This is a genomic window from Halorussus sp. AFM4 (assembly GCF_051194995.1).
GTDB lineage: Archaea > Halobacteriota > Halobacteria > Halobacteriales > Haladaptataceae > Halorussus.
In genome coordinates, this window is sequence record NZ_JBNTJT010000006.1 from 1 (window position 1) to 12,051 (window position 12,051).

At 70.6% G+C, this 12,051-nt stretch carries 14 protein-coding genes; 7 read left to right on the forward strand and 7 right to left on the reverse strand.

Features of this window, described 5'->3' with window-relative positions; translation table 11 throughout:
• Both ACQUQF_RS22555 and ACQUQF_RS22560 read right to left on the reverse strand, forming a co-directional pair.
• Nucleotides 1–410: transcription initiation factor IIB (locus ACQUQF_RS22555; RefSeq protein WP_435181519.1), on the reverse strand; the 410-nt coding region annotated here is incomplete at its 3' end.
• 231 nt (nt 411–641) lie between these two features.
• Entirely contained in the window at nt 642–1,352 is a 711-nt protein-coding gene (locus ACQUQF_RS22560) for a GNAT family N-acetyltransferase (protein WP_435181520.1), read from the reverse strand.
• A 325-nt stretch (nt 1,353–1,677) separates the two neighbouring features.
• Here ACQUQF_RS22560 and ACQUQF_RS22565 point away from each other — a divergent pair, with 325 nt between their 5' ends.
• From ACQUQF_RS22565 to ACQUQF_RS22580, 4 genes are all read left to right on the forward strand, one after another.
• Nucleotides 1,678–2,013 (forward strand): hypothetical protein, encoded by a 336-nt coding sequence (locus ACQUQF_RS22565; RefSeq protein WP_435181521.1) that lies wholly within the window; start codon nt 1,678–1,680, stop codon nt 2,011–2,013.
• Nucleotides 2,014–2,129: 116 nt separating this feature from the next.
• Entirely contained in the window at nt 2,130–2,252 is a 123-nt protein-coding gene (locus ACQUQF_RS22570) for a hypothetical protein (RefSeq protein ID WP_435181522.1), read from the forward strand.
• 157 nt (nt 2,253–2,409) lie between these two features.
• Nucleotides 2,410–3,162, forward strand: a complete 753-nt coding sequence (locus ACQUQF_RS22575) for a ribonuclease H-like domain-containing protein (protein ID WP_435181523.1) — start codon at nt 2,410–2,412, stop codon at nt 3,160–3,162.
• Nucleotides 3,163–3,357: 195 nt separating this feature from the next.
• Nucleotides 3,358–4,812, forward strand: coding sequence for an arylsulfotransferase family protein (locus tag ACQUQF_RS22580; protein ID WP_435181524.1), 1,455 nt, complete (start codon nt 3,358–3,360; stop codon nt 4,810–4,812).
• A 156-nt stretch (nt 4,813–4,968) separates the two neighbouring features.
• Here the strand turns inward: ACQUQF_RS22580 and ACQUQF_RS22585 are convergent, their stop codons facing one another.
• Together ACQUQF_RS22585 and ACQUQF_RS22590 are read right to left on the reverse strand one after the other, a co-directional pair.
• On the reverse strand, nt 4,969–5,106 hold the full coding sequence (locus ACQUQF_RS22585) for a hypothetical protein (RefSeq protein ID WP_435181525.1): 138 nt from the start codon (nt 5,104–5,106) through the stop codon (nt 4,969–4,971).
• A 93-nt stretch (nt 5,107–5,199) separates the two neighbouring features.
• Nucleotides 5,200–5,910: a DICT sensory domain-containing protein gene (locus tag ACQUQF_RS22590; protein ID WP_435181526.1), complete on the reverse strand. Its 711-nt coding sequence runs from the start codon at nt 5,908–5,910 to the stop codon at nt 5,200–5,202.
• Nucleotides 5,911–6,024: 114 nt separating this feature from the next.
• Here ACQUQF_RS22590 and hemH point away from each other — a divergent pair, with 114 nt between their 5' ends.
• Together hemH and hemG are read left to right on the forward strand one after the other, a co-directional pair.
• Nucleotides 6,025–7,089 (forward strand): ferrochelatase, encoded by a 1,065-nt coding sequence (hemH, locus tag ACQUQF_RS22595; RefSeq protein WP_435181527.1) that lies wholly within the window; start codon nt 6,025–6,027, stop codon nt 7,087–7,089.
• A complete protein-coding gene (gene hemG / locus ACQUQF_RS22600; protein WP_435181528.1) occupies nt 7,086–8,486 on the forward strand; it encodes a protoporphyrinogen oxidase in 1,401 nt (466 codons plus the stop codon). The genes hemH and hemG overlap by 4 nt, the downstream gene beginning before the upstream one ends.
• Before the next feature lie 52 nt (nt 8,487–8,538).
• Here the strand turns inward: hemG and hemE are convergent, their stop codons facing one another.
• Together hemE and ACQUQF_RS22610 are read right to left on the reverse strand one after the other, a co-directional pair.
• The gene (gene hemE, locus ACQUQF_RS22605; RefSeq protein ID WP_435181529.1) at nt 8,539–9,549 is read right to left on the reverse strand and encodes a uroporphyrinogen decarboxylase; all 1,011 of its coding nucleotides are present in this window, start codon (nt 9,547–9,549) and stop codon (nt 8,539–8,541) included.
• 145 nt (nt 9,550–9,694) lie between these two features.
• A complete protein-coding gene (locus ACQUQF_RS22610; protein ID WP_435181530.1) occupies nt 9,695–11,044 on the reverse strand; it encodes a hypothetical protein in 1,350 nt (449 codons plus the stop codon).
• Between the two features lie 138 nt (nt 11,045–11,182).
• Between ACQUQF_RS22610 and ACQUQF_RS22615 the strand changes: the two genes are divergently transcribed.
• Complete coding sequence (locus tag ACQUQF_RS22615) at nt 11,183–11,650, forward strand: SPW repeat domain-containing protein (protein ID WP_435181531.1); 468 nt, start codon at nt 11,183–11,185, stop codon at nt 11,648–11,650.
• Nucleotides 11,651–11,706: 56 nt separating this feature from the next.
• Here the strand turns inward: ACQUQF_RS22615 and ACQUQF_RS22620 are convergent, their stop codons facing one another.
• Nucleotides 11,707–11,949, reverse strand: coding sequence for a hypothetical protein (locus tag ACQUQF_RS22620; RefSeq protein WP_435181532.1), 243 nt, complete (start codon nt 11,947–11,949; stop codon nt 11,707–11,709).
• Nucleotides 11,950–12,051: the final 102 nt, after the last annotated feature.

Sequence of the window (12,051 nt, forward strand, 5' to 3'; positions counted from 1 at the left end):
GCGAACTGGAGGTTGCGCTCGCCCGCGTCCTTGGTGCGGATGCGCTCCTGCCACTTGCGCAGGCGGTGCATCTGGCTGCGCTTCTCGGAGGAGAGCGACCGGCCGTACGCGTCCTTGTTCTTCCAGTCGATGGTGGTCGTCAGCCCCTTGTCGTGCATCGTGTTGGTGGTCGGGGCGCCCACTCGGCTCTTCGACTGGCGCTCCTGGTGGTTGAACGCCCGCCACTCGGGCCCGCGGTCGACGTTGCGCTCCTCGACGACCAGACCGCAGTCCTCGCAAACTAGTTCGCTCCCGCCAGCGTCGGCGACTAACGACCCCGCCTCGCACTCGGGGCAGGTCTGAGAGTTCTCGGACTCGTCCTCTTGTACCGTCTCTTGCTCCCGCTCTCGCTGGCGGATCGGACCCGTCATGAGTCTGTAGGTAGGATGGTACGGTAGATAAACCCTGCGCGCCGATGCGCCGCAGGTTTCGACCCGCCCCGACCTTCGAAACCCTGGTCGCCCGGTGGTTCCGCCGGTCGTCGGCTCGTCCTGCACGGACCGCGCGTCGGCGCTCGACCGGCACCTCTCCGACCCGTCCCGCTTCCGCGATCCGCCGCGCGCTGTCGCGACCCGTCGCCGCGACTCCGCTACGGACCCCGCCTACTGGGACCCCTCTTCCGTCCCGTCCGCGGTGGCCTCCCGGTACTGGGCCCGCGTGACGGTGTATCGGTGGAGGTCCGCGACCCCGTCGTCGGTCGGCGCGAAGTTGCGGAGCACCCCGTCGTGCTGGCCGCCGAAGCGGTCGACGTACTTCTCGATGGCCCGGCGCGACCGGTCGTTGCCGACGCGGTGGGACGCGCCCACGAGCTCCAGGTCGAGGCGGTCGAACGCGAGTTCCAGCAGCGCCGCCGCCCGCTCCCCGGAGTACCCCCGGCCCCAGAACGCCTTCCGGAGCCAGATGCCCAGCTCGGCCGACCGGCGCTCCCAGTCGAAGTCGAGGCTGGTCGTTCCTGCGAGCCCACTCGCTTCCCCGTCGACCTCGTCGACGCGCACGCCCGTCTCGCCGGCCCCGTCCGGCGAGTGATCGACCTCGTCGTCGGCCCGGCCGGTCCCGCCGGCGGACGACTCGCTCGGCCGGGGGATCACCGCGTAGGTGGCCTGCTCGCGGTCGTCCCACTGGCGCTCGATGTCCGCGAGGTGGTCGCGGGTGTCCTTCGGCGTCTCGTGGGGGTCCCACATGGCGTACTCGCTGACCGCGTCCATGTTCGGCGCCCCGACCCGCATGTGGCGGTAGAGCTCCGCCGTCGTGACGTTCTCGCGGCAGAGCCGAACGAGTCGCAGTCGCTCGGTCTCGATCTCGTCGGGGAACACGTGTCGCACTCGGGACCGGACGGGGTTGTGTGCTTCGGCCCGCGCGGACCCGGGCGTCGCTCCGCGTCGGCCGCTGACCGCCGCAGAACAGCCGGAATCCAGTTTGGGGGTAGTGGTGACGGGATACCAGCCCGGGATGACAGACACTGACTATCAGCCAGGCCTGCGTTCGCCCGTTCGTTCTCCCGGGTAATCATTCTACGGATTCGTACGATACTGGCCATGGTCGGTGCGAAATAGACGACGTTGTCGGCTCGCCGCCGACTACTTTCAGTTTCACCGCGGTTGGCTCACCGCTTTAGTGGTGGCTCCCCACCGAACGACTATGGCAAGTTCGGTCGCGTCCGCCGGGAGGACCGAGCGCTTCGACGAACTCTGCGAGGCCATCGCCCGCGAGCGCGGCGGCGCCGACGTCTACCTCCAGGCCGCCGCCGTCCTGCGCCGGGAGAACGGGGCCTACTCGCTGGTCGGCCTGGAGGCCGGCGGCGAGCGCGCGGTCTACCACTACGAGGGCGTGTTCGCGTCGGCCATCCCGTTCGACGCCGGGGGCGTCCGCCAGCGCCAGGCCGAGACGCTGGCCCGCAACCGGAACGTCCGCGCGGCGCTCGCCGACGTCGAGTACGCGTGGGTCGCCCCGGCGTACCGGGACCTGGTCGAGTAGGACGCGTCGACAGACGGGGCCACTTCGCCTCCCGAGGTCCGGAACGTGACGTCCCGTCAACCGGTCTGCGCTCGCCGTACCCTACTCTTTTGGTGCCCCACTGTCAACGACCGCGCATGACCGAGGAGACCATCCTCTGCCCCGACTGCGGGTGGACCGGCGCGAAATCCGACATGGACGAGACCGCGGGGGTCCACTCGTGTCCGATCTGCGACACCGACATCGAGTTCGTGGACTGACCGCGGCGGTCGCGGCCGGGCACCGCGGACCGGCGCGACCCCCGGCCGACGCGCTCCGCGGGGCCGCGACTCCACCGCCGGTGGCCGGTTCTCGACCTCCGGAGCGGGCCGACCGAATCACCAACGACTAAGACCCCTCCAGCCAATCCGGCGTCCGATGAGACTCCAGAACTCGTTCATCGCCGCCACCGGCGTGGGCGAGAAGACCGAGCGGAAACTCTGGCGACAGGGGGTCACCCACTGGGACGACTTCGAGGCGGACCTGCTCGGCCCGAAGACGGGGGCCAACGTCCGGGCGTTCATCGACGACGCCCGCGACCGACTCGACGCCGGCGACGCCGGCTTCTTCGCCGACAGTCTGCCGAGCGGGAGCCTCTGGCGGGCGTACGGCAACTTCGCCGACGACGCCTGCTTCTTCGACATCGAGACCACCGGACTGGACAGCGCGCGCCACGACGTGACCACGGTCAGCCTCCACCGCGGCGGCGACACCCGGACCTACGTCAAGGGGGAGGACCTCACGGCCGACGCGCTCCGCGAGGAGTTCGAGGCGTCGAGCATGCTGGTCTCGTTCAACGGCAAGCGGTTCGACCAGCCGTTCCTCGAGGACTGCTTCGACCTCGACGTCTCGGTGCCCCACCTCGACCTGCTGTACACCTGCAAGCAGCTCGGGCTATCGGGCGGGCTCAAGAGCGTCGAACGGGCGGTCGGCATCGACCGCGACGACGAGGACGTCGACGGCCGCGAGGCGGTCCGGCTCTGGCACCGCTACGACCGCCAGGGGGACGACGCGGCGCTCGACCGGCTCGTCCGGTACAACCGGGAGGACGCCGAGAACCTGCAGACGCTGCTCGACCACGTCCACGAGCGGCTCCGCGCCGACGTGTTCGAGGCCCACCTGCCCGGATGACGTGGAAGCCCCACTTGCCCGGATGACGCGAAGGCCCACTTGTCTGGGTGACGCGGGGGCCCACTTGTCTGGGTAACGCGGAAGCCCACTTGCACGGGTGGCGACGGCCCACCGCGATTTGGCGCACGCGGGCCGACGAACCGTGCGTATCGGTCACAATAAAGACTAAATACGTATTCGTTGCCAAACTGGGTAGTGGCTCGAAAACGTCGTCTCCGTGCGGTTTTCGCAGTCCTGCTCGCAGTCACGGCGCTCACCGTCGGGACGGGCTACGCGATGCACTCGGCCGACGGGACGGTCGAGGACCACCTCGGTGCCGACGGCCCCCGCGACCCGAGCGCCCGGGTCGCCCCGCCCGCCGACGGCATCACCGTGATCGCGACCGACTCGAACTCGTGGCTCGGGAGCCGCGGGGAGGGCCCGCGAGCGCGGGCCGAACTCGTCGCGTTCGCGCCCGACGGGTCGTTCCTCTACTACAACGACTCCCACACCCGCTACTGGGACGTCGACCCGGTTCCGGGCACCAGGGCGACCGTCGAGTACGGCTACTCCGACCACCTCTCGGCCTCGGAGTGCCCCGACGAGTGGAACGTCTCCTCGTACGCGGTCGACCGCGAGACGTGGAACGAGTACCTGGAGGCCCAGCAGGACCTCTCTGTCTGCACGCGGAACGGCTACGAGCGCGTGAACCTCACGACCGGCGAGGTCTCCCACGTCTGGTCGCAGGTCACCCCCGGCAAGCCCGAGACCCGGTTCCACGACGTCGACCGCATCAACGACACCCACCTGCTGGTCGGGGACATCTACCTCGACCGGGTGTTCGTCGTGAACCAGGAGACCGGCGAGATCGGGTGGCGCTGGAACGCCTCGGACGCGTTCGCGCCCGCCGAGACCGGCGGCCCCTACCCCGAGGACTGGACCCACATCAACGACGTCGAACTCCTCCACGACGGCCGGGTCATGGTCAGCCTCCGGAACCACGACCGGGTGGTGTTCGTCAACCGGAGCGGGCTGATGGAGAACTGGACCCTCGGCGAGGAGGACGAGTACAGCGTCCTCTACGAGCAGCACAACCCCGACTACATCAACGAGTCGATGGGCGGGCCCGCGGTCGTGGTCGGCGACTCGGAGAACAACCGGGTGGTCGAGTACCAGCGGCGCAACGACACCTGGGTGGAGTCGTGGACCTACCGCGACGCCCGGATGCAGTGGCCCCGCGACGCCGACCGCCTGCCGAACGGCCACACCCTCATCACCGACTCGAACGGCAACCGCGTCTTCGAGGTGAACAGGCAGGGCGAGGTCGTCTGGAGCGTCGACGTCTCGTTCCCATACGAGGCCGAACGCCTCGGGACCGGCGACGAGAGCACCGGCGGACCGAGCGCCGCGAGCGCCGACCTCCCGTCCCGGACGCCGCCGATCGACGAGCAGGTCTGGATCGTCCTCAAGAACCTGATCCCGGGCAAGTACCTCAACGGGCTGATGTACATCACGCCGGCCTGGATGGGGTTCCCGGAGCTGTTCGCCGCGGTCCTCTTCGGGGTCGTCGCCCTCGTGTGGCTGCTCACCGAGTCGGTCTGGCTGGTCGCGCCCCGGCTCCGGTCGACCGCCGCGGAGTCGGAGCTCGACAGTCGGGTCGAGGACGACTGAGCCGCGGGACGCCGCCGACTCTCTGGCCCGAGTGGCGGATCGGGGGCGACAGCGGTGCTCGCCAGTTCGACACCCCTTCGCGTCTTCGCTCCTTGTCGCGAGTTCAACCCCCTCGCGCCTTCACTTCTTGTCGTGAGCTCGATATCTCTCGCGCCCTCACTTCTCGCCGGAGAGTCGCGACACCCGAATGGTCGGCAGCGACCCGAACAGTCTCTCGATGTCGTCCCGCGTCGGCTCGCCGGGAGTCGGCTCCGGGGCGTCCCGTCCGTCGACCGCTGGCTCGTCGGTGGTCACGAGCGACGACACGGCCCGACGGCCCTTGAATCCCGATTCCCACCGGTGCGTACCGCCGACGAGCAGTCCGTACCGCTCCCGAGGGCTCGGGAGCTACGGGTACGTCGACCGGAGGTGGGCGAGCGCGTCGCCGACGATCTCGTCGTCGTAGGTCCAGAACCCGGCGAACTCGCCGGGGCCGCGCTCCTCGGCGACGAGGGCGCAGTCCTCGCCGTCGGGGGCGTCGAAGACCACGAACCACGACTCCCGGAGCTCGGGGGTGTCCTCGGCGCGGACCGTCAGCCAGTCGGGTTCGGGCGGCCGCCAGTCGGGGACGCCGTAGGCGTGGACGTCGACGCCGCGGTGGGCGATGCGGGCGTAGAGCTCCCACTGCTCGCGGAACCGCGACAGGGCCTGGAAGCCGGCGTGGAGCTCGCCCCCGGCGGTCCGCCAGGCCCGCTCCTCGATCTCCCGGGAGGCCAGGATCATCCGGCGCCTGTCGTAGGTGCTGAACGTGGTGTTGCTGACGTGCTTGAGCACGTCCGGCGGCGACGCCTCGGCGAAGTCGGGCGCGTCGAGCAGGTCGGCCTCGAACGAGACCGAACGGCGGAGCTCGTCGAGGTCGCTGGCGGCGACGAACTCCCCGCCGTCGTGGAGCACGGCGAAGCCGTCGGGGCCGGCCGGGGCGTCGGCCTCCCGCACCGCGACGTTCTGGACCGCGAAGTGGTCCCGGACCGCTCGCACGGCCGCGTCGTCGCCGGCGTTGTACAGCGTCAGGGTCTGTTCGCTCCCCCGCAGGTCGGCGATGATGGACGAAAGCGTCATTCGATGGTCTATCGGGACGGTTCGCCGGATGGTCTTAAAAGTGATACGTCCGGCTCGGCGTCGGGATACACCGCAAGCGACAGGTATTACAGCGCACTGTCCTAACCCCCGATTATGTCCACTGGAGTCGTCCTGCTCAACTTCGGCGAGCCGGCCGAACCGACGCGGGAGAACGTCGTCGCCTACCTCGAGCGCATCTTCCTGAACAACGCCTCGCTCGAGGAGGCCGACACCGAGGAGGAGGCCCGCGAGCGCGCCCGCCAGCTGGCCGAGCGCCGGGTGTCCGGGCTCATGGAGGAGTACGAGGAGATCGGCGGCTCCCCGCTGAACCCGCAGGCCGAGGCCCAGGCCGACGCGCTGGCGGCCGAGCTCGACGACCGGGGGTACGACGTCGAGACGTACGTCGGCATGCAGTTCACCGAGCCGTTCGTCGGCGACGCGGTCGAGGCGGCCCGCGCCGACGGCGTCGACGAGCTCGTCGGCCTGCCGGTCTACCCGCTCTGCGGCGCGTCGACGACCATCGCGGCGCTCGACGAACTCGAGGAGGAGGCGGCCGAGCGCGACTGGGACGTCCCCGTCGCCGAGATCACGGGGTGGCACCGTCACCCGCAGTACAACGCGCTTCGCGCCGACAACGTCCGCCGGTTCGCGGCGGCCCACGACGTCGACCCGACCGACGAGGCCACCGAGCTCGTCTACTCGGCCCACGGCACCCCGCAGCACTACCTCGAGGAGGGCAGCCGGTACGACCTGTACGTCGAGGAGTTCTGCGAGGTGCTCGGCCGGAAGCTCGGCGTCGACTCCTACAGCCTGGGCTACCAGAACCACGAGAACCGCGACATCCCGTGGACCGAGCCCGACGTCGAGGAGGTCATCGAGGAACTGGGCGCCGACGACTCCGTGGAGCGCGTCCTGGTCGAGCCGGTCAGCTTCATGCACGAGCAGAGCGAGACCCTCTCGGAGCTCGACGACGAACTCCGCGAGGAGGCAGAGGAGGCGGGCCTGGAGTTCTACCGCGTCCCGGTCCCCCACGACGACGACCGGTTCCCCGGCGTCCTGGCGGACCTCGCCGAGCCGTTCGTCGGCGACTTCGACCCCGGCTACTACCAGTACCGGCGGTGCCAGTGCTCGGACTCGCCGAACGCGATGTGCCTGAACGCGCCCGTCGAGCGGACATGAGCGGCGACGGGGGCGAACCGCGGGGGAGCGACGAGCGTGCGTCCGGCGACGAGAGCGCGACCGCCGAGCGGAGCGCCGCCGCGGCCGGCCCCGACCGGCCCGCGGTCGGCATCGTCGGCGGCGGCATCACCGGCCTCTCGCTGGCTCACTACCTCGCCGAGCGCGGCGTGGCCTTCACACTGTTCGAGGCTGCGCCCACTCCCGGCGGCGTCGTCCGCAGCGACCGGGTCGACGGCCACGTGATCGAGCGCGGTCCCCAGCGCGTCCGGCGGACCGAGCGCGTCGACGGCCTCATCGCCGACCTCGGCCTCGGCGACGAGGTCCGGACCGCCGACCCCGACCTCCCGATCTGCGTCTACGCCGGCGGCGACCTCCACCCCGCGCCGTTCTCGGTCGAGGCGTTCGGCGAGACCGACCTGCTGTCGGCCGAGGCCAAGCGCGCGGTCCTGAGCGAACCGTTCACCGACCCCGCCGACCCCGAGGAGTCGGCCGCCGACATGTTCACCCGGAAGTTCGGCGCCGAGACCTACCGCAACCTGCTCGGGCCGCTGTTCGGCGGCATCTACGGCTCGGACCCGGCCCAGATGCCGGTCGGCCACGCCCTGTCGGGGCTGGTCGCGGCCGAGCGCCGGGACGGCAGCCTGCTGAAGACCGCCATCAAGCGCACGGCGGGCGGCCGCGACAGCCCGCCGGCCGTCTCGTTCGACGACGGGCTGGGGCGACTCCCCGAGGCGCTGGCCGACGCCCACGCCGACTCGATCCGGCTGGGGACGCCCGTGACGGCGGTGCGGGCGATCGAGGGCAACGACACCACTCGCTACGAACTGGAGACCCCGGAGGGAACCGAAGTCTTCGACCGCGTCGTCCTCACCACGCCCGCGGACCTCACCGCCGACCTCGTGGCCGACCTCGCGCCCGACTCGGCGGCGGCGCTCCGCGAGTTGAACTACAACCCGCTCGCGATGGTCTACCTCCGCGCGGACCTCGACGCGGAGGGCGACGTCGACCCCGCCGCGCTGGGCTACCAGGTCGGGTTCGACGAGGACCTCCGGACGCTGGGCGTCTCGTGGAACGACAGCATGTTCGACTGGGGAATCTACACGGCGTTCCTCGGCGGGATGCACGACCCGGCGGTGCTCGACGAGAGCGAGGAGCGGATGGGCGAGATCGCCGCCGAGGAGTTCGAGCGGGTGACGGGCGCACCTGCCGAGGCCGTGGACGTGAACGTCCTGCGGCGGGGCTTCCCGGCGCACGACGCCTCGTGGGACGCGCTCGACCGCGTCGACCTGCCCGAGGGCCTCCGGCTGGCGACCAACTACACCGCCCGGATGGGCGTCCCGAGCCGGCTCCGGGAGGCCGAGTCGCTGGCCGACGAACTCGCCGCGGAGCTATCGTAGTCGGCCGGGTCGGTCGCTCCGGTGGGCCCGCTGGCGAGGGCGGCCGCTCGGCCTACCACTCCCACTCCTTGGCCGTCTCGACGAACGCCTGCGCGTTCTCGACCGGCGTCTCGCGGTCGATGCCGTGGCCGAGGTTCAGGATGTGGCCCTCGGGGCCGGCCTTCTCGATGACCTCGGCGGTCCGCTCGCGCACGAACTCCTCGTCGCCGAGCAGGTACGCCGGGTCGAGGTTGCCCTGGACCGGCGCGTCGCCCAGCTGCTCGCGGGCGTCGGCCATGTCCACGGTCCAGTCGAGCCCCACCACGTCGGCGCCCGCCTCGGCCAGCAGGTCGAGCTTCCCGCCGGGGTTCCGGACGAAGACGACCGTGGGGACGTCGACCGCGTCCAGGATGCGCTGGTGGAGCGGCTGGACGAACGCCGCGTAGTCGTCGGGGGTCAGCAGGCCGGCGTAGGTGTCGAACAGCTGGATCAGGTCGGCGCCGGCCTCGACCTGGTACTCGACGTAGTCGACCACGACGTCGGCGAAGCGCTCCAGCAGCGCCCGGAACGCCTCGGGGTGCTCGACCCGGAAGCGCCGGACGGGCCGCTGCTTCTTGCCCGCTGGCCGGCCCGCGACGGCGTAGGCCGCGAGGGTGAACGGACCGCCGGTGAACCCGATGATGCTGGTCCGGTCGCCGACGCTCTCCTGGAGGCGCTCGAGCAGCGCACCGACGTAGTCGAGTTCCTCCCGGACGTCGGCGTGGCCCGCGGGCACCTCGTCGGGCCGGGTCACCGGGTTCTCGACCACGGGCCCGACCCCGCTCTCGATACGGTAGTCGAGCCCGAGCGGCTCCAGCACCGTCAGGATGTCCGAGAACATCACCAGCCCGTCGGGCTCGAACAGCTCCCACGGCAGGAGGGTGATGCGCTCGGCCACCTCGGGGGTCGAGATGGCCTCCCGGAACGTGTAGTCCTCGCGGATCTCGCGGTACTCGGGGATGTACCGGCCGGCCTGCCGCATCAGCCAGACCGGCGGTCGCTCGGTTCGCTCGCCGCGCGCCGCCCGCACCAGCAGGTCGCTCATTACCCCGGGCTTGGGACGGTGAGGGCTAATGGTTTCGGAAACGCGCCCGACGCACGGGCCGGCAGCCGGCGAGAGACCGGGTCGGCGAGCCCCTCTCGGTCGGCACTCGGTCCGGGCTACCTCGGCCCGCCGACCGCGAGCGACGTCACCGCGCGACGTCGTCGTCGAACTCGTCGGTCGCGACGACGATCTCGTCGACGGTGATGCGGTCGATGTTGTCCGACCGGAGCTCGTAGTACTCCTCGTCCTCGTCGAAGCCGAGCCGCGACATCACCCGCTCGGCGAGGCTCGGGTGGGGGTCGACGTAGGCGACCCCGTCGCTCACGTCGATGACCTCGCCCATCTCGTCGCCGTCGGCGTCGACGACCGTCTTGCCCTCGTCGCTGTCGTCGGGCAGCACGCGGACGTCGTCGGCGTCGGTCACGACCTCGCCGTCGGTGACGCCGGTGTCCGTCTCGACTCCGGTCTCTCGGACCTCGGTGTCGGTCTCGACGTCGGAGTCCGCGTCGCGCTCGACGAGCCCGGAGTCGACGGCCTCCTCGCGCACGACCTCGCGGTCGAGGAGCTCGCCCTCGATCACGTCGGCCGTGAGCCGCGACCGCTCGGAGATCTCCCGCTCGAGCAGCCGCCGGGAGGTGAGGTAGGTGGTGAGCACGTCCTCGTCGGTGACCTCGCTCTCGATGTCGTACGTCTCGGTGTCGACGACCTCCTCTCCCTCCGTCTCGGCGTCCACGTCGAAGTCCACGAGGTCGCCGCCGAGCAGCTGGCGGTGGACGGCGTCGACGTCGATGTCGGCGTCGACGTCCCGGGCCTCGATCTCCTCGGTCTCGGAGACGTCGACGTCGGTGATGTCGGTCTCGACCGTGTAGCGCTCGCGCTCCTCGATGGTGACGACCCAGTCCTCGCGGACCTCCACGGTGACGTCGAACGGGTACTCGTCGACGGCGACGGTCTCGACGTCGTCGGCGAGGAACCGGTCGGTCCCGTACGTCCTCGCGTAGTCGAAGTCGGCCTCCTCGGCGGTGACGTCGCAGGCCTGGCACTCGCGGTCCGCGAGTTCGACGTCCACCACGTCCCGGCCGACGACCTCCCGGTCGACGACCTCGCTCTCGATGGTCGCCTCCTCGACGATGGTCTCCTCGACCACCGTGGTCTCGGTGACGGTGCCGGTGACGGTCTCGCCCTCGACGAGCCGCCGCTCGGCCTCCTCGCGGTCGACGTCCTCGGCCCCGGAGACGACGCGGTCGAGCGCGTCGTCGCGGCGGCTCACCTCGAACGGCTCGCGGTCCTCGGCGTCGCCGTAGTACGTCACGGCGCGGTCCTCCTCGTCGACCTCCCGGTGGAACGTCTCCCAGTCGAGGCGCTCGTGGTCGTCTGTCAGGTCGGTCTCGCGGACGAGCCGTACCCGGTCGCCCTCGCGAACGGGGACGGCGTCGTGTTCGTCGGCCCACGCTTCGACGTCGTCGCGGTCGCTCGTGACTCGTGGTTCGGGCATGGTGCTCTCGTCCGAAGTTCGCGGCGCGATCCGGTTAAGCAGAACGGCCGCGAGAAGCGGTAAGAAGACGTTACGCCGGCGGTGAGCCAGCACACTCTTGAGGTCGCTGCCCCAACGACCCGACGGGGGAGAGACAGTATGAGCAACAGTGACGTTGACGCGGAGTACGACACGGACGACGTCGACGCGGACGTCGATCCGAATCCGTACGAGCGCGGGAAGTGGTTGTCGGGGCTCATCGCCCTCATCGGCGCGTGGATGGTACTGCAGGTGTTCCTGTTCGACATGGTCGCCTCGCAGTTCTGGAACGACATCATCGCGGGCGGGCTACTGCTCCTCGCCGGGGGCTACAACTACGCCCGTCGCGGCCGCGATCAGGTCGGCAGCGTCGGCGCCGCCGCGGTCGCCGCGCTGGTCGGGCTGTGGCTGGTCGTGGCCCCGTTCGTGCTCGGTGCAGACGCCAGCGCCGCGGCCGAGGCCGAGAACGCCTTCGTGTTCTGGAACGACGTCGTGGTCGGGCTGATCACGCTCGGCATCGGCGCGTTCAGCGCGTACGCGGCGCGCGACCAGAAGCAGGAGGCCCGCGCGCTGGGCCGCGAGACCTGACGCGGTGACCCGACCGCGAGTCGCTCACCGCCGTCGCGCCGTTCGCTCGGGTCCGGCTACCGAGTGACTCTTTTGCGTCGATACACCGCGACGTGGTACCGGGTGAGTACCACCGAGAGCGCGACGGCCGCCACCGCGAACAGGCCGACGTAGAGCAGCGCCCCGTCGTGGACGTAGCCGTTGATCAGTTGCAGCAGTCCGAACACCGGGAGACCGAACGAGTAGATGCCGGTCCGGACCGGGAACTCGCGGGCCATCCGGAGGAACGCGTCGCGGTCGTCTACCGCTCCATCGTCCATTGGTTCTCCCCCATATATCTCGTTCTTCGGCTTTCTGCGGCGGCCAATAGGCTTTTCGGAGCGCGGCGAGGCGGCCGGCTCGCGCGTCGTGTGGGGCCGCCC

What these genes read in the sequence shown, in the direction of transcription:
- ACQUQF_RS22565 (WP_435181521.1), top strand. Translation starts at nt 1,678, where the DNA reads ATGGCAAGTTCGGTCGCGTCCGCCGGGAGGACCGAGCGCTTCGACGAA.
- ACQUQF_RS22570 (WP_435181522.1), top strand. Translation starts at nt 2,130, where the DNA reads ATGACCGAGGAGACCATCCTCTGCCCCGACTGCGGGTGGACCGGCGCG.
- ACQUQF_RS22575 (WP_435181523.1), top strand. Translation starts at nt 2,410, where the DNA reads ATGAGACTCCAGAACTCGTTCATCGCCGCCACCGGCGTGGGCGAGAAG.
- ACQUQF_RS22590 (WP_435181526.1), bottom strand. Translation starts at nt 5,910, where the DNA reads ATGACGCTTTCGTCCATCATCGCCGACCTGCGGGGGAGCGAACAGACC.
- hemH (WP_435181527.1), top strand. Translation starts at nt 6,025, where the DNA reads ATGTCCACTGGAGTCGTCCTGCTCAACTTCGGCGAGCCGGCCGAACCG.
- hemG (WP_435181528.1), top strand. Translation starts at nt 7,086, where the DNA reads ATGAGCGGCGACGGGGGCGAACCGCGGGGGAGCGACGAGCGTGCGTCC.
- hemE (WP_435181529.1), bottom strand. Translation starts at nt 9,549, where the DNA reads ATGAGCGACCTGCTGGTGCGGGCGGCGCGCGGCGAGCGAACCGAGCGA.
- ACQUQF_RS22610 (WP_435181530.1), bottom strand. Translation starts at nt 11,044, where the DNA reads ATGCCCGAACCACGAGTCACGAGCGACCGCGACGACGTCGAAGCGTGG.
- ACQUQF_RS22615 (WP_435181531.1), top strand. Translation starts at nt 11,183, where the DNA reads ATGAGCAACAGTGACGTTGACGCGGAGTACGACACGGACGACGTCGAC.
- ACQUQF_RS22620 (WP_435181532.1), bottom strand. Translation starts at nt 11,949, where the DNA reads ATGGACGATGGAGCGGTAGACGACCGCGACGCGTTCCTCCGGATGGCC.